Origin of the sequence: Burkholderia sp. Bp9090 (genome assembly GCF_003857985.1) — a bacterium.
In the GTDB taxonomy this organism is placed as follows: Bacteria; Pseudomonadota; Gammaproteobacteria; order Burkholderiales; family Burkholderiaceae; genus Burkholderia.
This window is the reverse complement of the sequence record NZ_QTPV01000018.1, coordinates 14,614-35,871: the sequence shown is the minus strand read 5'-3', so window position 1 is coordinate 35,871 and position 21,258 is coordinate 14,614. Positions and strand designations below refer to the sequence as shown.

The 21,258-nt window shown below is 68.0% G+C and carries 15 protein-coding genes; 11 read left to right on the top strand and 4 right to left on the bottom strand.

The window, feature by feature from the left end; all coding sequences use genetic code 11:
* Positions 1-37: 37 nt before the first annotated feature.
* From DIE16_RS18120 to DIE16_RS18105, 4 genes are all read right to left on the bottom strand, one after another.
* Positions 38-1,357 carry an MFS transporter gene (locus DIE16_RS18120; protein ID WP_044846663.1) on the bottom strand — a complete coding sequence of 440 codons (1,320 nt, stop codon included), beginning with the start codon at positions 1,355-1,357 and terminating at the stop codon, positions 38-40.
* A 90-nt stretch (positions 1,358-1,447) separates the two neighbouring features.
* Positions 1,448-2,134: a DUF4286 family protein gene (locus DIE16_RS18115; protein WP_124524216.1), complete on the bottom strand. Its 687-nt coding sequence runs from the start codon at positions 2,132-2,134 to the stop codon at positions 1,448-1,450.
* Positions 2,135-2,233: 99 nt separating this feature from the next.
* Positions 2,234-3,274, bottom strand: coding sequence for a LysR family transcriptional regulator (locus DIE16_RS18110; RefSeq protein ID WP_124892993.1), 1,041 nt, complete (start codon positions 3,272-3,274; stop codon positions 2,234-2,236).
* 222 nt (positions 3,275-3,496) lie between these two features.
* Positions 3,497-4,288: an SDR family NAD(P)-dependent oxidoreductase gene (locus DIE16_RS18105; protein WP_124489051.1), complete on the bottom strand. Its 792-nt coding sequence runs from the start codon at positions 4,286-4,288 to the stop codon at positions 3,497-3,499.
* A 430-nt stretch (positions 4,289-4,718) separates the two neighbouring features.
* Here DIE16_RS18105 and DIE16_RS18100 point away from each other — a divergent pair, with 430 nt between their 5' ends.
* The 11 genes from DIE16_RS18100 to DIE16_RS18050 all read left to right on the top strand — a co-directional run bounded on the left by DIE16_RS18100 (position 4,719) and on the right by DIE16_RS18050 (position 21,111).
* The gene (locus DIE16_RS18100) at positions 4,719-6,863 is read left to right on the top strand and encodes a hydantoinase/oxoprolinase family protein (protein WP_185500298.1); all 2,145 of its coding nucleotides are present in this window, start codon (positions 4,719-4,721) and stop codon (positions 6,861-6,863) included.
* An 11-nt stretch (positions 6,864-6,874) separates the two neighbouring features.
* Positions 6,875-9,199 carry a hydantoinase B/oxoprolinase family protein gene (locus DIE16_RS18095; protein WP_124892991.1) on the top strand — a complete coding sequence of 775 codons (2,325 nt, stop codon included), beginning with the start codon at positions 6,875-6,877 and terminating at the stop codon, positions 9,197-9,199.
* Between the two features lie 40 nt (positions 9,200-9,239).
* Positions 9,240-9,746, top strand: coding sequence for an acetone carboxylase subunit gamma (locus DIE16_RS18090; protein WP_034180969.1), 507 nt, complete (start codon positions 9,240-9,242; stop codon positions 9,744-9,746).
* Positions 9,747-10,093: 347 nt separating this feature from the next.
* Positions 10,094-12,121, top strand: coding sequence for a sigma-54-dependent Fis family transcriptional regulator (locus DIE16_RS18085; RefSeq protein ID WP_260434409.1), 2,028 nt, complete (start codon positions 10,094-10,096; stop codon positions 12,119-12,121).
* A gap of 365 nt (positions 12,122-12,486) precedes the next feature.
* The gene (locus DIE16_RS18080) at positions 12,487-13,365 is read left to right on the top strand and encodes a neutral zinc metallopeptidase (protein WP_124892989.1); all 879 of its coding nucleotides are present in this window, start codon (positions 12,487-12,489) and stop codon (positions 13,363-13,365) included.
* A gap of 426 nt (positions 13,366-13,791) precedes the next feature.
* Positions 13,792-14,523 carry a LuxR C-terminal-related transcriptional regulator gene (locus DIE16_RS18075; protein WP_124892987.1) on the top strand — a complete coding sequence of 244 codons (732 nt, stop codon included), beginning with the start codon at positions 13,792-13,794 and terminating at the stop codon, positions 14,521-14,523.
* 297 nt (positions 14,524-14,820) lie between these two features.
* Positions 14,821-16,323: an aldehyde dehydrogenase family protein gene (locus DIE16_RS18070; protein ID WP_124892985.1), complete on the top strand. Its 1,503-nt coding sequence runs from the start codon at positions 14,821-14,823 to the stop codon at positions 16,321-16,323.
* Positions 16,324-16,429: 106 nt separating this feature from the next.
* Entirely contained in the window at positions 16,430-17,770 is a 1,341-nt protein-coding gene (locus DIE16_RS18065) for an aspartate aminotransferase family protein (protein ID WP_124892983.1), read from the top strand.
* 252 nt (positions 17,771-18,022) lie between these two features.
* Positions 18,023-19,525 (top strand): APC family permease, encoded by a 1,503-nt coding sequence (locus DIE16_RS18060; protein WP_124489046.1) that lies wholly within the window; start codon positions 18,023-18,025, stop codon positions 19,523-19,525.
* A complete protein-coding gene (locus DIE16_RS18055; protein WP_124489045.1) occupies positions 19,522-20,112 on the top strand; it encodes a DUF3156 family protein in 591 nt (196 codons plus the stop codon). The genes DIE16_RS18060 and DIE16_RS18055 overlap by 4 nt, the downstream gene beginning before the upstream one ends.
* Positions 20,113-20,172: 60 nt before the next feature.
* On the top strand, positions 20,173-21,111 hold the full coding sequence (locus DIE16_RS18050) for a helix-turn-helix domain-containing protein (protein ID WP_044846726.1): 939 nt from the start codon (positions 20,173-20,175) through the stop codon (positions 21,109-21,111).
* The last annotated feature ends 147 nt before the right edge of the window (positions 21,112-21,258 follow it).

Below are 21,258 nucleotides of genomic sequence, written 5' to 3'. Positions count from 1 at the left end.
TCGAAGTGCGAATGAGTGAAACGACCGGCGGGGATGTTCAATCCGCGAGCGGCCGGTGCGCGGTCTCGCGCGCGGCCAGCAGCGCGATCGACGTGACGACGAGCGCCGCGGTGACGTACAGCGATACGGCCGTCGTCGTGCCCGTCTGGCGGAACAGCGTGGCGATCACGAGCGGTGCGAAGCCGCCGCCGGCGATGCCGGCGAGCGTGTAGGCCAGCGACGAGCCCGCATAACGCACGCGGGTCGGGAACTGTTCGGTGACGAACGCGCCTTGCGGGCCGTACATCACCGCATGGATCACGAGGCCGATCGCGACCGCCGCGACGATCGCGCCCGGCCGCGCCGAATCGAGCATCGCGAAGAACACGAACGCCCACACGATCCCGGCGATCGCGCCGGCGAGGTATACCGGACGGCGTCCGAAGCGGTCCGACAGCGCGCCGAAGAACGGCACCGCGAGCGCGTTGCAGGCCGTGCCGATCATCACGGCCGTCAGCGCGACCGGGCGCGACAGGTGCAGCACGGTCGTCACGTAGGTCAACGTGAACACGACGATCAGCGCGTACAGCACGTCGGAGCCGATCCGCGAGCCGCCGGCGATCAGCAGGCGCCGCCAGTGACACTTCAGCACTTCGGCGACAGGCACGTCGGCGGTCGCGTGCGATTCGGCGAGCTGCTCGAACTGCGGCGTTTCGTCGACGCCGCGCCGCAGCCAGAAACCGAATACGACGAGCAGCGCGCTGGCCGCGAACGGCACGCGCCAGCCCCACGACAGGAAGGCGTCGGACGTGGTGGAGAGCGTCACGAGCGCGATGCAGCCGGTGCCGAGCAGCGTGCCGAACGACGGGCCGATCTGCGTCCACGACGCGGACAGTCCGCGCCGTTTCTGGTCGCCGTGCTCGACCGACAGCAGCACCGCGCCGGCCCATTCTCCGCCGAGCGCGACACCCTGCACGAAGCGCAGCGCGACGAGCAGGATCGGGCTCAGGATGCCGGCCTGCGCATAGGTCGGCAGCGCACCCATCAGCGCGGTCGTGACACCCATCAGCACGAGCGTGAGCATCAGCACCGCGCGGCGGCCGATGCGGTCGCCGAGGTTGCCGAACACGAAGCCGCCGAGCGGACGCGACACGTAGCCGACCGCATAGGTCGAGAACGCGAGGATCGTGCCGGCCAGCGGATCGACCGACGGAAAGAACAGGTGGTTGAAGACGAGCGCGGCGAGCGTGTTGTAGATCGTGAAGTCGTACCACTCGAGCGACGTGCCGATCATGCTCGCGGTCGCGAGTCGGCTGTTGCGGACGCGGCGGGGCGCGTGGGCGGCGGGCTGGGCGAGAGTGCTCATGGTGTCGGGCATGTCGTGAAGAAGGACGGGGGTGACGCGCGGGGACCGATGCGCGGGCCGCGTGTGGATCACGGACGGCGCGGCCGGTGGCGGCGTCGGCGTTCAGGCCGGCAACGCGGCGGCGGCTGGTTTTGCTTGGGCGTCGCGACTGGCGGCCGGCAGCGGCGCGGCGGCGCGCCACAGCAGGTCGAAGGTGCGCACGTCGTCGTGACCGGCGATCGCGGCGGCGACACGGCGCGTGGCCGCGGCATCGCTGCCCTCGATCAGCACGAGCGCGTCGGCGGCCGGACGCGCGGCCGCATCGGCGCCGATCGGCGCGGACAGGTCCGGCGCGGTGCGGAACAGCCGGGCCGCGTGGATGCCGGGTTCGTGCAGCGCCGCGTCGAAGCGCTCGCGCAGGTGCGGCACGTCGACGCGCTCCGGCGGCAGCACGAACAGCGCGAGATGCATGCCTTCGCCGTCGCCGGCCTCGATCGTCAGGTCGCCGACCCGCCGCTGCGTGCCCGTCATCCGTTCGAAGTTCGCGAGCGACCACGCGGTCTGCTGCGTGAACGCGCGCCGGTACGCGTCGCTATGGAATACGTCGAGCGTGTCCGTCACGTACAGCGCGAGGTACTTGCGCGGGCCGCCGTCGGTCGCGCGAAACCGCCGCGCATGCGTGAAGCCGGGAATCGCGACACGCTCCTGCATGTGCTCGCGGTCGTACCACGCGTTGAAATCGGCTTCGTGCGCGGGATCGATGTCCGTCCAGACGCAGAGCTGGCCGTGCGGAAGGGAAAGGCGGGACATGGCGGGTTCCTTGTGACGGGGTGTGTCAGGAACCGCAGTGTCCCGAAGACGGGCCGCACCCGTCCAACAAGAAAACAAATTCGCGGTGAACAGGTTTTCTTATGAGCGGCGCGGGCGGCGTTTCGCCGGGGGGGCGGGCGACGCGGATTGGGGCGTGCGTTTTGCTGACGCGGGTCGGGCTTTTTTCGCCGAGCGGGCGGGGGACTTGTCGACGATGTCGGTCTCGGCCTTTGCCGATGCGGCGGGCTTCGCATGACTGGAAGCCGCCGGCATCGCGCGCGCGACTTCGCTCGCCAGTTCCGCGATGCGCGCGGCGACCGGCAGCCCCTGCGTGCGATACGACGCGACGAGCGGCAGCGCGGGGAATTCGGGTTCGACGTCGAGCAGTTCGAGCGCGCCTTCCTGCAGTTCGCGCCCGATGATCGCAGGCGGCAGCGCGGCCACGCCGAAACCGTCGGCGACGAGCCGGATCATCGCGGCGACCGACGTGATGCAGTTGATGCTGGCCGGCCGCTCGACGGCCGCGAACAGCCGCTCGATCGTCGCGTGCGGGCCCGAGTGGCGCGAGAAGCTGATGATCGGGTAAGCGGCAAGCCGCGCGACGTCGAGCCGTTCGCCACCGAGCCCGAGACGCGGGCTCGCCGCCCAGCGCACCGGGAATTCGCACAGCGGCAGGTTCGTGAAGTCGGGGCCCGGCACCGGGTCGGTCTGCAGGATCAGGTCGACGCCGTCGGTGCTCAGCAGGCGGATCAGGTGCAGGGTCGTGTCGCTGGTGATCTCGACGTCGAGGCGCGGATAGCGCTCGCGCAATTGCGCCATCAGTGCCGGAAACCAGCTGTGGACGATCGACTCGATCACGCCGATCCGGATCAGCCCCGCGTCGCTCGCCGCGTCGATGTCGCGCCGCATCTCGCTGTCGAGCCGCACGATGCGTTCCGCGTACGCGAGCATGCGCCGCCCCGCGGGCGTGAGCGTCGCCGAGCGCGTGTTGCGGTCGAACAGCCGCACGTCGAACGCTTCTTCCAGCGACGCGATGCGGCTCGACACGGCCGCCTGCGTCGTGTGCAGTTTCTCGGCCGTGAGCCGGAAGTTCTCCAGCTTCGCGAGCCAGACGAAGGTTTCTAGAAACCGGATGTTCATGGAATTCCGATCGGTGAGGCAGGGCCGCGCAGGGGCGGCGGGATCGGTCGATGTTAGCGGATTTCCGGGGCGGGAAGCGCGCGCGGCGTGGTGCATGCGCCGGGCGAAGGGACGGGCGGTCGCGTGCCGGCGGGCGAGCGCGGCCGCCCGTCACGATGCGCGCGCGGGCGATGCGTCCCCGTGCAGCGAAGATGCGTGGTGCGGGCGGCGTATCCCCATGCATCAAAGCGTGTCGAATGCGAGGGTCGGCACGTCGACGACCGTTGCGCCGCCGTCGGCGACGAGCGTCGCGCCCGTTACGAACGACGCATCCGGTGATGCCAGGAATGCGCACACGGCCGCGATCTCGTCCGGATCGGCCGCGCGCCGCAGCGGCACGTCGGCGCTCACGCGGGAATACGCGCCGTCGAGCGTGTCGCCGTATGCGGACATCAGCGGTTCCATTTCCGCATCGGCCATCGGCGTGCGGACCCAGCCCGGGCACACAGCGTTCGCGCGCACGCCGTGCGGCCCGTAGTCGCGTGCCAGCGATCGCGCGAGCCCGAGCAGCGCATGCTTGCCGACCGTATAGCCGCATACGCCGGGCCCGGCCGCGAGCGCGGCGATCGACGCGACCAGCACGATGCTGCCGCGCTGCGCGATCAGGTCGGGCAGGCACGCGCGTGCGCTGACGAACGCGGTGTCGAGGTTCGCATGCAGCGCGTCGCGCCATTGCGCGTCGTCGGTTTCGTCCGCGCGGCCGAGACCGTGGCCGCCCGCGCACGCGACGAGCGCATCGACGGGGCCGAACCGCTCGGCGATCTCCGGCACGAAGCGGGCCCAGTCGGCCGTGCTCGCGGCGTCGCCGGCGAGCGCGAGGCCGCCCGTCTCGGCGGCGAGCGCGTCGAGCGGCGCGCGGCGCCGCCCGATCAGCACGACGTGATCGCCGCGGGCGGCGAAGCGGCGCGCGCACGCGGCGCCGATGCCGGTGCCGGCGCCGGTGATCACAATCGTGCGGGGTTGCGGGTGCGTCATGTCGTTCTCCGGAAGGGGGGGCGTTCCGGTCACTTTAGGCGGCACGGATGAACGCCGGTATCAGCCGAAAGGATGAACGTGAATGAGGGGCGATGGCCGGCGATGACGTAACGCCGCACGGCGAGGCGCCCGCGTTTCTGCCGTTCCGGATCCGGGGCGAGCGTGCATCCGCCCGCCGGGGGGGCGACTGATATTCGGACGCCTGACCAGTTCGGAATCCGGACGTCCCAAGGCGAATCGCCTACCCGAAGCAACCCGCTTCATCCGATGGGCGCCCCGCCTGGCTTGACCGGGGCGCGCCGACCGGCCGGATCCACCGAATGGCACGGTTGTTGCCTCCTTGCAGATGAGCCGACGCCCGGGATCGAACGATGACCCCGTTCGAACCGGAGCGCGGCTCATCACGACTTCAATCATTGGAGACATCACCATGGAAGGACTTTCGCAAGTCCAGGTCTTGGGCATCGACGCGGGCGGCACGATGACCGACACCTTCTTCGTGCGCGAGGACGGACGGTTTGTCGTCGGCAAGGCGCAAAGCAATCCGGAGGATGAATCACTCGCGATCTTCAACTCGTCGCAGGACGCGCTCGCGCATTGGCAACGCGACGTCGACGACGTCTATCCGGAACTGGTCACCTGCGTGTATTCCGGCACTGCGATGCTCAACCGCGTCGTGCAGCGCAAGGGGCTCGACGTCGGGTTGCTCGTCAACAAGGGCTTCGAGCACGTGCACCTGATGGGGCGGGCGATCCAGAGCTACCTCGGGTACGCGCTCGAAGAGCGCATCCACCTGAATACGCACCGCTACGACGAGCCGCTCGTGCCGTTGTCGCGAACCCGCGGCGTCACCGAGCGTACGGACGTCCAGGGCGAGATCGTGATTCCGCTGCGGGAAAACGAAGTGCGGCAGGCTACGCGGGAGCTCGTCGCCGCCGGTGCGAAAGCGATCGTCATCTGTTTTCTTCAGTCGCACAAGAACGCCGCGAGCGAGCGCCAGGCGCGGGACATCGTGCGCGACGAGCTGGCTGCGCGCGGCGTCGATCTCCCGGTGTTCGCATCGGTCGACTACTACCCGCAGCGCAAGGAAAGCCACCGGATGAACACGACGGTGCTCGAAGCGTATGCGGCCGAGCCGTCGCGGCAGACGCTCAGGAAAGTCAGCGACCGCTTCCGCAAGCACGGCGCGAAATTCGACCTGCGCGTGATGGCGACGCACGGCGGCACGATCAGCTGGAAAGCGAAGGAACTGGCGCGCACCATCGTGTCGGGGCCGATCGGCGGCGTGATCGGCTCGAAGCTCCTCGGCGAGGCGCTCGGCTACGACAACATCGCATGCTCGGACATCGGCGGCACGTCGTTCGACATGGCGCTCATCACGAAGGGCAAATTCGCGATCGCGTCCGACCCGGACATGGCACGCCTGGTGCTGTCGCTGCCGCTCGTCACGATGGATTCGGTCGGCGCGGGCGCCGGCAGCTTCGTGCGGCTCGATCCGTACAGCGGGGCCATCAAGCTCGGGCCGGACAGCGCCGGCTATCGCGTCGGCACGTGCTGGCCCGACAGCGGCCTGACGACGGTGTCCGTATCCGATTGCCATGTCGTGCTCGGCTACCTGAACCCGGACAACTTCCTCGGCGGCCAGATCAAGCTCGACGTGAATCGCGCCCGCGAGCACATTCGCGTGCAGATCGCCGAGCCGCTCGGACTCTCCGTGGAGGATGCGGCGGCCGGCGTGATCGAGCTGCTCGACCTGCAACTGCGCGAATACCTGCGCTCGAACGTCAGCGCGAAAGGGTACAACCCGACCGAATTCGTGTGCTTCTCGTATGGCGGCGCGGGGCCGGTTCATACCTATGGCTACACCGAGGGCCTCGGCTTCAAGGATGTCGTCGTGCCGGCGTGGGCGGCGGGCTTCTCGGCATTCGGCTGCGCGTGCGCGGATTTCGAGTATCGCTACGACAAGAGCGTCGATCTCGCGCTGCCGCAGCTCGCGTCCGACGCCGAGAAGGCGCAGGCCGCGCAGACGATCCAGAAAGCCTGGGCCGAACTGACCGCCAAGGTGATCGACGAGTTTCGCATCAACGGTTTCGGCGAGCGGGACGTGATATTGCGGCCGGGCTTCCGGATGCAGTACATGGGCCAGCTCAACGACCTCGAAATCGAATCGCCGATCGCGGGCGCGTCCGGTGCGGACGACTGGGACAAGATCGTGACGGCCTTCGAAGAGACCTACGGCCGCGTGTACGCGAGCTCCGCGCGCTCGCCGGAGCTGGGTTTCTCGGTCACGGGCGCGATCATGCGCGGCATGGTCGTCACGCAGAAGCCGGTATTGCCGGAAGACGCCATTGCCGGCCCCACGCCGCCGGCGGACGCGCGTATCGGCACGCGGCGTCTGTATCGGCACAAGCAGTGGCATGACGCGGTGATCTGGCGAATGGAGTCGCTCAAGCCGGGCAACGAGATCGCGGGGCCCGCGATCATCGAATCCGACGCGACGACGTTCGTCGTCCCGAAGGGCTTCGCCACCACGCTCGACAAGCACCGCCTCTTCCATCTCAGCGAAGTCAAGTAAGGAGACATGCGATGAACATGATGTCCAGCCAGGAAGTCGGCTTCGCCGATCTGCTGAAGAACGGCCAGACGCTCAAGCAGTTTCGCGACGGCATTCTCGAGCGCACCTCGCAAACCGGCCATTACAACGGCCTCGAACGGCTCGAGCTGCGCGAGCGCGATCCGATCCGCTACGAGAAGATCTTCTCGAAGCTGCGCGGCGGCCTCGTGCATGCGCGCGAAACGGCCAAGAAGATTGCCGCGAGCCCGATCGTCGAGCAGGAAGGGGAGCTGTGCTTCACGCTCTACAACGCGGCGGGCGATTGCGTGCTCACGTCGACCGGAATCATCATCCACGTCGGCACGATGGGCGCGGCGATCAAGTACATGATCGAAAACAACTGGGAAGCCAATCCGGGCATTCAGCCCGGCGACATGTTCACCAACAACGACTGCTCGATCGGCAACGTCCACCCGTGCGACATCGCAACGATCGTGCCGATTTTCGCGCACGGCAAGCTGGTCGGGTGGGTTGGCGGCGTCACGCACGTGATCGATACCGGTGCGGTGACGCCGGGCTCGATGTCGACGGGCCAGGTGCAGCGTTTCGGCGACGGCTACATGATTACGTGCCGTAAGACAGGGGTGAACGACACGCCGCTGCGCGACTGGCTGCACGAGAGCCAGCGCTCGGTTCGCACGCCGAAGTACTGGATTCTCGACGAGCGCACGCGCATCGCCGGCTGCCACATGATCCGTGATCTGATCGAGGAAGTGATCGACGAGGAGGGCCTCGACGCCTACGAGAAATTCGGCTTCGAGGTGATCGAGGAAGGACGGCGCGGGTTGCAGACGCGCCTCAAGGCGATGACGCTGCCGGGCAAGTATCGCAAGGTCGCGTTCGTCGACGTGCCGTACGACCATCCGGACGTGCAGACGTCGTCGGCGTTTGCGAAGCTCGACTCGATCATGCATTCGCCGGTCGAGATGGAGATCCGCAAGGACGGCTCGTGGCGTCTCGATTTCGAAGGCGCGAGCCGCTGGGGCTGGCACTCGTACAACGCGCACCAGGTCGCGTTCACGAGCGGCATCTGGGTGATGATGACGCAGACGCTGGTGCCGACGCAGCGCATCAACGACGGCGCGTATTTCGGCACCGAATTCCACCTGCCCAAGGGCGCGTGGATGAACCCGGACGACCGCCGCACCGGACACGCTTACGCGTGGCACTTCCTGGTGTCGGGCTGGAGCGCGATGTGGCGCGCCCTGTCGCAGGCGTACTTCAGCCGCGGCTATCTCGAGGAAGTCAACGCGGGGAACGCCAACACGTCGAACTGGCTGCAGGGCGGCGGGATCAACCAGGACGGCGACATCCATGCGGTGAACAGCTTCGAGGCGTCGTCGTGCGGCACCGGCGCGTGCGCGATCAAGGACGGTCTGAATCACGCGGCCGCGATCTGGAACCCCGAAGGCGACATGGGCGACATCGAGATCTGGGAGATGGCCGAGCCGCTGCTGTACCTCGGCCGCAACGTGAAGTCGAATTCGGGCGGCTACGGCAAGTACCGCGGCGGTTGCGGATTCGAGACGCTGCGCATGGTCTGGAAGGCGCAGGACTGGACGATGTTCTTCATGGGCAACGGCTACATGAACAGCGACTGGGGCCTGATGGGCGGCTACCCGCCCGCCACCGGCTATCGCTTCGAAGCGCATCGCACGGGCATCGAGGAGCGCATCGCGCTCGGCGAGAGCCTGCCGCTCGGCGGCGATACGAATCCGGACCTGCCGGATTACGAAAACCACCTGAACGCCGGCGCGATCGTCAAGCGCGACCAGCAATGCATGACCACGGAGGACTGCTACAGCAACTACGATCTCTACCTGAACTATCTGCGCGGCGGCCCCGGCTTCGGCGATCCGCTCGACCGCGAGATCGACGCGATCGAACGCGATCTCAACAACGCGGTGCTGCTGCCCGAATACGCGCAGAAGGTCTATGGGGCGGTCGCGACGCGGGATGCCAACGGCATCTGGACGGTCGATCCGCAAGCGACCGCGCTGCGGCGCATCGAGATCCGCAACGCGCGGCTCGCGCGCTCGCAACCGACCCGCGAATGGATGAAGGGCGAGCGCGAGCGGATCCTGCTCAAGCATGCATCGACGCAGGTCCGGCACATGTTCGCGACGAGCTTCGGCCTGTCGACGAAATTCGAGCAGCAGTTCCGCGCGTTCTGGGAGTTGCCGGACACGTGGACGCTCACCGAGGACGAGCTCGACGTGCCGACCTACGGCTCGAAATTCCGCATGGACCTGTCGAAGATGCCCGACGTCAATACGGTGGTGCTGGTCGAGGAGTGAGCCGGACCCTGCGCACTATCACCCACATGGAGGACTGGAGATGTCTACCTACACCAAGGAACAGATCAGGAACATGGTCGACGGCAAGCTCGACTGGGACACCACGTTGCGCATGCTGTCGATGCCGAAGGACGGCGAGCGCTTCCGGATGTACGTCGATGCGCTGCAGCAGAAGCTCGGCTGGAAGGACCGCATCGTGTTGCCGCTCGGCCCGCACCTGTACATCGTGCAGCAATGGGCGACGAAGCACTGGGTCACGCAATGCGACTGCGGCCATGTGTTCTGCGATTACCGCGACAACTGGAAACTGCACGCGAACATCTTCGTGCGCGAATCCGAAGAGGCGATGGACGAGGTCTACCCACGCTTGATGGCGCCCGATACGCAATGGCAGGTCTATCGCGAATACTACTGCCCGACCTGCGGCGCGATGCACGACGTCGAGGCGCCTACGCCGTGGTACCCGGTCATTCACGACTTCGAACCCGACATCGATGCGTTCTACGCGGAATGGGTGAAGCTGCCGGTTCCGGAGCGCGTGCAATGATCTGACGTTTGACGCTGTCCGCGGGCTCGGCGTTCGCCGGCCTCGCCTCGGCTTCATGCGCGGAAAGCGTTCGATTTCCGGCCGTTCGATTTTCGAACGGCCGGTTTCTTTTCGGCCACCGGTTCTCGACGGCGTGCCGCGCCGCGCGACGACGCGCGGGCGACCGCTTGCTGGCGCGCGCATTGCTTGCAGTGATTGGTGTCCGGACGGACGTCGAGGCGCCGGGACGGAGTACGATAGTCGCTACGCTCGCCGCCGGCTGCGGTCGGGCGCCCCACAAAGTCGACAAAATGGCCGCTGAGACGGCCGTGCGGTTGGTGCCGTCACGACACCGCCAGGAGACAGACATGCAACAGAGAGGCACGCCGATGGACTGGTTTCCCAGTCCACGCCATGACGCGAGCATCATGGCCGCATGGGAGCATCTGGTGACAGGCAGCGAGTGGCGTTCGCCCGACGTACGCGGCGTGGTCGACGATTCGTGGCAGCGCTGTCTCGTCAGTCGCGTCGATCCCGGCGTCGACCGCGCGCCGCCGCCGCTCGATGAAGACGGGCTCGTGCAGTGGCGCACGTCGAACCGTCGCCTCGTCGATGCCAGTCTGCCGCTGATGCAGCACACCCGGGATTTTCTTTCGCAGACGGGTACGGTGATGCTGCTGGCCGATCCGAGCGGGATGATCCTCCAGCAGGAGGGCGACATGCGGATCGTCGAGCCTGCGCGCGAGGTCGGCCTCATTCCGGGCTGCGAGTGGACCGAGCTGAATTGCGGCACCAATGCGATCGGCACCGCGCTCGCGCTCAGGCAGCCGGTCCAGATCCATGGCGCGGAGCACTTCTGCGCGGGCATCAAGCGCTGGACCTGCTCGGCGACCGTCATCCAGGATCCGCGCGACGGGCACGTATTGGGCGTGATCGACATTTCGGGGCTCGCGCAGACCTACAACCCATACAGCCTTGCGCTCGCGGTATCGCTTGCGGGCCGCATCGAAAGCCGGCTCGCGAAGGAGGGCATGGCGCGCCGTCTGAGCCTGCTCGACCGCTGCGCGTCACGCTTCGGTGCGTCTTCCTCCGATGCGGTGATCGTCGTCGACGAACGCGGCCGACTCGTCAAGGCCAACGCGCAGGTCGTTCCGGTGTTGCGCCGGCTCGGATTCGATATCCGGTGCGACGCGGCGTTCGCGCTGCCCGAACTCGAGCACTACGCGGGCGACGGCCGCCTGTCGGCGAGTGCGCCGGCATGGCTGTCGCGCAGCCACATCGAAACCGTGCGTGACGGTGCGGACGTGCTCGGCTACATGATCGTGACGCCGGGCATCACGAATCCCCGCGGCGCCGTTCCGATCGCGCGCGGACGGGAACGGCACGGCGGTGAGCCGCGAGGGTTCGAGCGTATCGTCGGCGACAGCGCCGCATTGCGGGCGGCCGTGAATCGTGCGCGCCAGCTCGCGCCGTCCAGGGTGCCGGTGCTGCTGCTCGGCGAAACCGGCGTCGGCAAGGAACTGTTCGCGCAGGGTATCCACCAGGCGAGCGATCGCGCCGACGGTCCGTTCGTTGCGCTCAACTGCGGCGGGTTGTCGAGAGACCTCCTGGCCAGCGAGTTGTTCGGCTACGCGGAAGGCGCATTTACCGGCGCACGCAAGTCCGGTGCGGCGGGCAAGATCGAAGCGGCCGATGGCGGCACGCTGTTTCTCGACGAGATCGGGGAAATGCCGCTCGATATCCAGCCGCACCTGCTGCGCGTGCTGGAGGAGAGCGAAATCTATCGCCTGGGCGAGAACACGCCGCGCAGGGTGAATTTCCGGCTGGTCGCGGCGACGCACCGGGATCTGAAGGACGCCGTCGCGAAAGGCCGGTTCCGGATGGATCTGTACTACCGGATCGCGGTCACGACCGTGTCGATTCCGAACTTGCGCGAGCGCGGCGAGGACCTGCCGGCGCTGATTGCGCATTGGCTCGGGCATCTGTGCGACTCGTATGGCCTCTCCCCGAGGTCGTTCGACGACGATGCGTATGCACGCCTGTTGCGCTATCCGTGGCCCGGCAATGTGCGCGAACTGCGGAACGCGATCGAGGGGGCGCTGCTGCTGTCGGACAGCCCGGTGATAAAGGCCGACAAGTTGCCTGCCGAGATCGGCGCGGGGGCGCCGATCGATGCATGCGCCGCGCGGGCCGTCGACGCGCTCGCGCCGGATGCGGGCGACTCGTTGAAGATGGCCGAGGCGGAATCGATCCGTCGCGCGCTTGCGCGTCATGCCGGCAATCTGACGAAGGCAGCGAGTCAACTCGGCATCGCGAAGAGCACGCTCTATGAAAAGATCCGCAAGTACCGCTTGCTCGAAGCAGTGAGCGACGTTCGTCGAGGTCACGCGAAGTAAGTCGCGGCAGGCCTGGCCGGGCGGCAGACGGGCAAGCCTGGTTCTTCCGCCGGTCATCTCGTCCTCCCGGGCCGCACGCGCCGTCATTTTGCAAAGAATGACGATGTCGCCGGTCCGGTCGCTCTATGCTCCTTATTTTGCGATAAGACGCCAAGGTCGGCAAAATGGCGCGTGCGCCAGCCTGTCGTCCGGGTGCCGCGTGCGTCGTGTAACGGCGGGGCGGCGCGGTACTGCATGGTGCCGCGCCACTGACCGGGCGGTGCCGCCGTGCGATGGCGCGCCGGACGCTGCACGTCGCAACGGGAATCAATCGTCTGCCGGGGGCTGTCCGGTCAGCACAACGACAAGGAAGGGAGGGGCCGGCAATGAGGCTGGACGACGAAAGAGAAAGCGTGAACGTCGAGGATCGACGCGGTGGCGGCGGGTTCGGCGGCGGGCGTGCGACGATCGGCATCGGCACGATCGTGGTCGCGCTGGCCGCATCGTATTTCTTCGGGATCGACCCGCGCGTCGTGCTCGAAGGCGCATCGGCGCTGCAGGGCCGCCAGCAGCAGGCGCAGCCCGCGCCCACGCAGCACCAGGGCGCGCCGGCGAACGATCCCGGCGCGGTATTTACGCGCAAGGTGCTCGGCAATATCGAGCGCACGTGGACGGGCGTCTTCAACACCCAGTTGCATGGGCAGTACGAGGCGCCGAAGCTCGTGATGTTCACGAACTCGACGCCGACCGCGTGCGGCACCGGCCAGACCGCGATGGGGCCGTTCTACTGTCCGGGCGATCGCAACGTGTACATCGATCTCGGCTTCTACGACGAACTGCGCAAGCGCTTCGGCGCGGGCGGCGATTTCGCGCAGGCCTACGTGATCGCGCATGAAGTCGGCCATCACGTGCAGAACCTGCTCGGCATTTCCGACAAGGTCGATGCCGCGCGCCGCCGTTCGAGCGAAGCGCGCTCGAACGCGCTGTCGGTGCGGATGGAGCTGCAGGCCGACTGCTTCGCCGGCGTGTGGGCGAACAACGCGCAGCGCGCGAACCAGCGGCTGATGGAGCCCGGCGATTTCGAACAGGGGCTGAAGGCGGCGGCTGCGATCGGCGACGATCGGCTGCAGCAGCAAGGCCAGGGCTATGTCGTACCGGAGAGCTTCACGCACGGCACCAGCGAGCAGCGCGTGTACTGGCTGCGGCGCGGGATGGAGTCGGGTGAAGTAAGCGCCTGCGACACGTTCGCCGCGAACGCGCACTGACGCGGACCCTGACTGACAGGATGCGGCGCACACGCTGCCGCGCCGCCGTTTCGCGGCTGCGCGTGCGGCCGCTCCGCAGGTTTCGCTGATCATTCCGATCGTGCCCGATCGGCGCGCGCGATGTCTCGCGCCACCCTCGACGTCCATTCTCGACTGCACGGCTTGCGGCGCATGCCTACGCGACGCGGATTCTGTCGTCGGGTCGCCGTCGGCGCGTGCGACGACTCGCGTCACCCTCGACAGCCATCATCGTCCGAACGGCTCGCGGCGCAAGACTTCCCGTCGCAGGCTCCGTTGTCGCGACATGGCCGGCGGCCCCGTCATCCGTCACCCACGGACGAATTGCCGATTTGTGCTCACCGGCCCATTTCGGCGCGGGTAGGCTGGCCCGATCTTCGACGCGTTCGGCCGCCGGCCGCTCCCATCATGCCGACCTCATCCGTTTCCGCCGACCACGAAGCCGCCGACTGGCAGCGCGCGCTACGCGCGTGCGTCGATGCGTTCGACGCGTTTGCGAGCCCGTCCGCGACCGTGTTCTACCGGCTCGACCTGAGCGGCGAGCCGGCCGATTTCGAGCTGTTCGGGATGCCGGAGGCGATGCATCGCACCTACATCGCGCGCTACCGGATGCTCGACCCGCTGCACCCGTCGCGCTGCGCGGCAGGTGAACGTGCGGTCGTGACGCTCGCGTCCCAATTGCCTGACGAAAGACGCGATGCGTCCGCGTACTGGACCCGTTTCCTGCGACGGCACGATGTGGCCGACGTCGTCGAGATCTGGCTGCGCGACGACGCGGGCCGCACGGTCGGCGCGTTTTCGCTGCTGCGCTTCGGGACGGGCGACGCGGACGGCAACCGCACGGCGGGCCGGTTCGCATCAGGCGAGATCGACGCGCTGGCACGGCTGCAGCCGGTCGCCGAAGCCGCGCTGGCCCCGCTGCTGCGCGCGCGGCGCGGGATTCACCGGATCGGCTGCGAGGAGCGGTTGACTTACCGCGAGGAGCAGATCGCCCGACTCGTACGCGACGGCCGCTCGAACAAGGAAATCGCACGCGATCTCGCGCTCGGCCAGCCGACCATCAAGACACATCTGATGCGCATGTACCGGAAGCTCGGCGTGTCGAACCGCACCGAGCTGGTCGGCGCGTTGTTCCTGTAGCTTTTCCGCATCCGCATCCGCATCCGCATCCGCATCCGCATCCGCATCCGCATCCGCATCCGTACCCACGTCCGCGTCCGCATCCACGTCGCACCGATCGCATCGCACCGCGCCATCGATCCGACGATAACGCGACGCTCGCACCCCGCCATCCCACGTTCCCGAGTCACCCGCGTTCCGGTCCCGCACGCGCTTGCCAATTTGCGCTCACCGGGCGCGATCCCGCGTCGATACAGTGGTTCGACACCCGCATGCCGAAGCGCACGCGGCCCAGTCATGACAATCATCGAGACGCCCATGAGCACCACGAACTTCGTCGCGGTCAGCGACACCGTGCGCACCTTCGTCGCACGCGACTTCGGCCTTTTCATCGACGGCGCCATGCAGCGCGCGCACTCGCCCGCGCGGCTCGACGTGTACGACCCGGCGATGGGCGAGCGGCTTGCGACGGTCGCCGATGCCGACGCGCACGACGTCGACCGCGCGGTCGCGAGCGCGAAGCGGGCATTCGACACCCGCGTGTGGAGCGGGCTGCGCCCGGCGGACCGCGAGCGCATCCTGCTGAAGCTCGCCGACCTGATCGAGGCCGACGCCGAAACGCTCGCGCAGCTCGAAACGCTGAACCAGGGCAAGTCGATCCATGTGTCGCGCGCGATCGAGGTCGGCGCGAGCGTCGAATACGTGCGCTACATGGCCGGCTGGGCGACCAAGATCACCGGCCAGACGCTCGACGTGTCGATCCCGTTCCCGCCCGGCGCCCGCTATACGGCCTATACGCGCAAGGAGCCGGTCGGCGTGGTCGCGGCGATCGTGCCGTGGAATTTCCCGCTGATGATCGCGGTGTGGAAGCTGATTCCGGCGCTCGCGGCCGGCTGCACGATCGTGCTGAAGCCGTCGCCGGAAACGCCGCTCACCGCGCTGCGTCTCGCCGAACTCGCCCTCGACGCCGGCGTGCCGCCCGGCGTGTTCAACGTCGTCACCGGCGGCCGCACGTGCGGCGCCGCGTTGTCGAGCCATCCGTCGATCGCGAAGATCTCGTTCACGGGTTCGACCGCGACCGGCAAGCTGGTCGGCGCGGCTGCCGTGCAGAACATGACGCGCTTCTCGCTCGAACTCGGCGGCAAGAACCCGATCGTGATGCTCGACGACGTCGACGTCGCGCAGGCGCTCGACGGCGTCGCCGCCGGCGCGTTCTTCAACCAGGGGCAGGTGTGCGCGGCCGCGTCGCGCATTTACGTCCATCGCAGCAAATTCGCGCAGCTGGCGGACGGCCTCGCGGGCGCCGCGCAGTCGATGAAGCTCGGCGCGGGCCTCGATACCACCGCGCAGATCAACCCGCTGGTGTCCGCGCACCATCGCGACAAGGTCGTCCAGCACATCGAAGGCGCGCGCCGCGCGGGCCTCACGTTCCTCGCGGGTGGCACGCCCGCCGACGACCTGCCCGGCTACTACGTGAAGCCGGCCGTGATCGCCGATCCGCATCCGGACAGCGCGATCGTGCGCGACGAAGTGTTCGGCCCGGTGATCGTCGTCGTGCCGTTCGACGATGCGGCCGACGCCGTGCGACTCGCGAACGCGTCGCCGTACGGCCTCGCCGCGAGCATCTGGAGCAACGACCTGAAGCGCGTGATGAACCTCGTGCCGCAGATCGAGGCCGGCACCGTGTGGGTGAACTGTCACATTCCGCTCGACCCGTCGATGCCGTTCGGCGGCTACAAGCAATCGGGCATCGGCCGCGAGTTCGGCCAGTACGCGATCGAAGGCTTCACCGAAACCAAATCCGTCTGCATTGCGCACTGACGCGCGGCGCCTGCTCCGAACACCACGAACCCCGCGAACAACCCGAAAACCTCGAACCCCGACCCCGGACGGTCGAGGTTCAAACGATCCGAAAGTGGAGATTGCAATGAGCTACAACGAAGCGAAATTCTGGCACCCGATGCTGCACCCGAACGAAATGAAACAGCGCAAGCCGATCCGCATCGTGCGCGGCGACGGCTGCTACGTGTTCGACGAAACCGGCAAGCAGCTGGTCGACGGCGTCGCGGGCCTGTGGAACATGAACGTCGGGCACAACCGCCAGGAAGTGAAGGATGCGATCGTGCGCCAGCTCGACGAACTCGAATACTTCCAGCTGTTCGACGGCATCTCGCATCCGCGCGCGGAAGAGTTGTCGAAGAAGCTGATCGACATGATGGAGCCGGAAGGGATGCGCCGCGTGCTGTACAGCTCGGGCGGCTCGGACTCGATCGAGACCGCGCTGAAGATCGCGCGCCAGTACTGGAAGGTTCGCGGCCAGGCCGACCGCACCAAGTTCATCTCGCTGAAGCAGGGCTATCACGGCACGCACTTCGGCGGCGCGTCGGTGAACGGCAACACGGTGTTCCGCCGCAATTACGAGCCGAACCTGCCGGGCTGTTTCCACGTCGAGACGCCGTGGCTGTACCGCAACCCGTTCACGCAGGATCCGGAGGAACTCGGCCGGATCTGCGCGGAAATGCTGGAGCGCGAGATCCAGTTCCAGAGCCCCGACACGGTCGCCGCGTTCATTGCCGAGCCGGTGCAGGGCGCGGGCGGCGTGATCGTGCCGCCGGCCAACTACTGGCCGCTCGTGCGCGAGGTGTGCGACCGCTACGGCGTGCTGCTGATCGCCGACGAAGTCGTGACCGGCTTCGGCCGCAGCGGCAGCCTGTTCGGCAGCCGCGGCTGGGGCGTGCGCCCGGACATCATGTGCCTCGCGAAAGGGATCTCGTCCGGCTACGTGCCGCTCGGCGCGACGGCCGTGAACGCGCGGATCGAGGACGCGTTCGCCGCGAACGCGGACTTCGGCGGCGCGATCATGCACGGCTACACGTACGCAGGGCACCCGGTCGCCTGCGCGGCCGCGATCGCGAGCCTCGACATCGTCGTGAAGGAAGACCTGCCGGCGAACGCGGCGAAGCAGGGCGCGTATCTGCTCGAAGCGCTGCAGTCGTTCCCGGAACGCTTCGCGGCGGTCGGCGAGGTGCGCGGCAAGGGGCTGATGCTCGCGCTCGATCTCGTCGCGAACAAGCAGACCCGCGAGCCGATCGACCCGCTGTCCGGCTATGCGAACGCGGTCGCGGAAGTGGCGCGCGAGCACGGCGTGCTGGTGCGGCCGGTCGGCACGAAGATCATCCTGTCGCCGCCGCTCGTGATCCAGCGCGAGCAGCTCGACCGGATCGTCGACGCGCTCGCGGCGGGCTTCGAGGCCGTGCCGTTCGCATGAGGCGGTGACACGGGAAGCGCATGACGCCGAACCGGCGGTGGAGGGCGGGATAACCCGTTCGCCACCGCCGGTTTGCCGATTTGCGCTATGACCGGATTATTTTGCCTGCGTATTTTTTCGACATCGGATCAGGTTTGGATCGACAGGGGCCCGGGTGCCGGCGCTTGAGCGCCGCCCCGGGCCGATCGCGAAGCATGGCTCGGAGCGGGCGCCGCAGCGCCGGTTCCGGCCCGAAAAGGGAAGGAGACGAAGATGTCGGGATGGTCTGGAATGACCGGCGCAGCGGGCGACACGCCCGCCGGTGCGTCGGCTGAAGCGGGCGGCGGCACGGTGCTGAAGGCCGGTGCGGTCGGGTTTCCGACCGCGCTGGCGAGCGCCGTCGGCCTCATCATGGCGAGCCCGGTGATTCTCACCGCGACCTCGGGCTTCGGGATGGGCGGCTGGGCGTTCGCGGTCGCGATGATCATCGCGTTCGTGATGATGCAGGCGCAGGCCACGACGTTCTCCGAAGCCGCCGCGATGCTGCCGACGGCCGGCTCGGTTTACGATTACCTGTCATGCGGGCTCGGCCGCTTCTGGGCGATCACCGGCACGATTTCCGCGTATTTCCTCGTGCACGTGTTCGCCGGCACGGCGGAGACGATCCTGAGCGGCATCATGGCGCTCGTGAACTTCGAATCGCTGAACGCCGCGCTCGAGAAGCACAACAGCTCGTGGCTCGTCGGCGTCGGCCTCGTGGTCACGTTCGCGATCACCAACATCATCGGCATCAAGGTGTTCAGCAAGCTCGAGATCGTGCTGACGGCCGGCATGTGGCTGTCGCTGATGATCTTCGGCATCCTCGGCCTCGCGGCCGCGCCGGCCGTGCATCTCGACGGCTGGTTCGGCGGCTCGGAAGTCGGCACGTCGGTGCCGGCCGTGCTGTCGCTGGTCGGGATGGCGATGTTCATGTTCGTCGGCTGCGAGTTCGTCACGCCGCTCGCGCCGGAAATGAAGGCGCCGGGCCGCACGATTCCTCGCGCGATGGCGCTCGGCCTCGTCGGCGTCGCGATCTGCATGTTCCTGTACGGTGCGGCGATCCGCCGCCAGGTCGCGAATGTGCCGGTGAGCCCGGACGGCCTCACGCACCTGCTCGACACGCCGGGCGCGATCCCCGCGTTCGCGCTGCAGGTGCTCGGGCCCTTCGGCCGCATCTGGTTCGGCATCGCGTTCCTGTGCGCGGGCGCCGCGACGATCAACACGCTGATGGCCGGGCTGCCGCGCATCCTGTACGGGATGGCGATCGACGGCGCGCTGCCGCGCTGTTTCGCGTATCTGCATCCGCGCTTCAAGACGCCGGTGGTCGGCATCGTCGCGTCGGCGATCGTGCCGATCTTCCATGCGTGGCTGATCAACGGCAACCTCGACAGCATCCTGCACCTCGTGCTCGCCGCGACCTGCGCATGGGGCACGGCGTACCTGCTCGTCACCGCGTCGGTCGTGATGCTGCGCATCCGCCGCCCGGACCTGCCGCGCCCGTACCGTTCGCCGCTGTTCCCGCTGCCGCAGATCGTGTCGAGCGTCGGCATCGTGCTCGCGATCTGGTACATCACGCCGCCCGGCATGAATGCGCGCGACATCTACGTGCCGTTCGGCGCGATGCTCGGGCTCACCGCGCTGTACGCGCTGTTCTGGACGCTCGTCGTGCAGCGCCGGCATCCGTTCAGGCCGGTGCCGGTCGAGGAAGTGCTGCGCAACGAGCACGTCGCCTCGTGAGGGCCGCGCTCGCCCGCTGGCGCGCGGCGCCCGACGCACCGCCGCCCGGCCACCGGCCCGGCGCGATCGCCGCGCGCGTGCTCGCCGACCTCGGTGCGGTGCGCGACGCGAACGGCGGCGCTGCCGAAACGCTGGCCCGGCTGCCGAACGGCGTGCGCGTGAGCATCGAAGAGCGCGTCGACCGGCAGTTCCTGATGCATACGGTCAGCGTGCAGGTGTCGATCAGCGCGGACGGCCCGGCCGCGCAGGGCCTTGCACGCGTGCTGCAGACCGGCTGGCTGCGGCGCACCGGCATCGCGGCGGCGCCCGAGCCGGGAGGCGACCCCGGATTCGCGCGGACGGTGGCCGCACTCGCCGCGCAGCCGTCGCTCGCCGACGCGTTGCGCCCGTTGCACCTGACCGACTGCACGATCGCCGCGCGCGACGGCCGCTGGACGCTCGCCGTCGTGCCGTTCGGCGGCAGCGAGGTCGTGAACCGGATGCCGTCGTTTCGCCGCTACGTGCGCGTGACCAGCGAGCAGGCCGCCGCGCTGTCGGCGGCCTGTCTTGCATTCGAAACTGCACTACGCGGAATTTTGCGGGGGTAAGCTGTGGCGCTGCGTGCCGTGCGGCCGCAGCGTGGAATCAGGGTTTTACCGGAGATGCCGATGCTGTTCCAGTCACGCTCACACGAAGACGTGCATGACCACGGGCTCGCGATCGCGGGTTGGCATCAGGTCTACCGCCAGATGACGCCGGGCCGCTTCAGGGGCACCGTCACGCAGGTGCTGTACGACGACTTCCATTTCTTCCGCGAGACGACCAACCGGCGTGTCGCGCAAACCGGCCTCGCACCGGCCGGGCGCACGTCGCTCGCGGTGCCGCTGTCGGTGCCGCTCGCCGGCACGTTCCAGAGCCAGCCGGTCGACGGCTATGCGCTGCTCGCGCTGCGCGCCGGCGAGGATTTCGAATTCCATACGCCGGAAGGGATGGGACTGGTCGGGATCAGCGCGGCGTCGGACATGGTCGACGAGCTCTGTGAGGCCGAATTCGGTGCGGCCGGCGCGCGCAAGCTGCGGCACGTCACGCGGCTGTCGGACGCGCAAGGCGTCGCGCTCGGCGCGCGGCTGTCGTCGCTGATCGATGACGCGCAGCGCAACCCCGGCTGCCTCGAATACGCGGCCACCCGCAAGATGTTCCGCGACACGATGCTCGGCATGTTCCTCGATGCGCTCGAGCAGGGCATCGGCGTCGAGCGCCGCGACATCACGCACGCCACCTACAGCGATATCGTCAGCCGTTGCGAGAAACACCTGCGCGACCGGCCCGAGGAACCCGTCACCGTGCTCGAGCTGTGCCGCGCGCTGCGCTGCAGCCGCCGCACGCTGCAGACGAGCTTCCAGCGCGTCGCCGACGTCACGCCCGTCGGCTATCTGCGCACGATCCGGCTGAACGCGGTGCGGCGCCTGCTGCGCACGACGTCCGCGCATCAGCTCGGCGTCGGCGAGGCCGCAGCAAGCTGGGGCTTCACGCATCTCGGCTATTTCGCGCGCGAGTATCGCGACCTGTTCGGCGAGCTGCCGTCGCAAACCTTGCGCCCCGAATGACGTCTTCGCATCGCGACGGTGCCGCCGGGCGCCGCCGCGTGTCGCCCGTTCCGTTCGTTTCACCATTTGCTGATTTGGGATAGGGGTCCCGAATTTTCGCTGGATAGAGTCCTGTCACCGATATCGACAACACCGTCGGTTCGCGCT

Coding starts and splice junctions, on each gene's coding strand:
- DIE16_RS18120 (WP_044846663.1), bottom strand. CDS start 1,357: ATGCCCGACACCATGAGCACTCTCGCCCAGCCCGCCGCCCACGCGCCC.
- DIE16_RS18115 (WP_124524216.1), bottom strand. CDS start 2,134: ATGTCCCGCCTTTCCCTTCCGCACGGCCAGCTCTGCGTCTGGACGGAC.
- DIE16_RS18110 (WP_124892993.1), bottom strand. CDS start 3,274: ATGAACATCCGGTTTCTAGAAACCTTCGTCTGGCTCGCGAAGCTGGAG.
- DIE16_RS18105 (WP_124489051.1), bottom strand. CDS start 4,288: ATGACGCACCCGCAACCCCGCACGATTGTGATCACCGGCGCCGGCACC.
- DIE16_RS18100 (WP_185500298.1), top strand. CDS start 4,719: ATGGAAGGACTTTCGCAAGTCCAGGTCTTGGGCATCGACGCGGGCGGC.
- DIE16_RS18095 (WP_124892991.1), top strand. CDS start 6,875: ATGAACATGATGTCCAGCCAGGAAGTCGGCTTCGCCGATCTGCTGAAG.
- DIE16_RS18090 (WP_034180969.1), top strand. CDS start 9,240: ATGTCTACCTACACCAAGGAACAGATCAGGAACATGGTCGACGGCAAG.
- DIE16_RS18085 (WP_260434409.1), top strand. CDS start 10,094: ATGCAACAGAGAGGCACGCCGATGGACTGGTTTCCCAGTCCACGCCAT.
- DIE16_RS18080 (WP_124892989.1), top strand. CDS start 12,487: ATGAGGCTGGACGACGAAAGAGAAAGCGTGAACGTCGAGGATCGACGC.
- DIE16_RS18075 (WP_124892987.1), top strand. CDS start 13,792: ATGCCGACCTCATCCGTTTCCGCCGACCACGAAGCCGCCGACTGGCAG.
- DIE16_RS18070 (WP_124892985.1), top strand. CDS start 14,821: ATGAGCACCACGAACTTCGTCGCGGTCAGCGACACCGTGCGCACCTTC.
- DIE16_RS18065 (WP_124892983.1), top strand. CDS start 16,430: ATGAGCTACAACGAAGCGAAATTCTGGCACCCGATGCTGCACCCGAAC.
- DIE16_RS18060 (WP_124489046.1), top strand. CDS start 18,023: ATGTCGGGATGGTCTGGAATGACCGGCGCAGCGGGCGACACGCCCGCC.
- DIE16_RS18050 (WP_044846726.1), top strand. CDS start 20,173: ATGCTGTTCCAGTCACGCTCACACGAAGACGTGCATGACCACGGGCTC.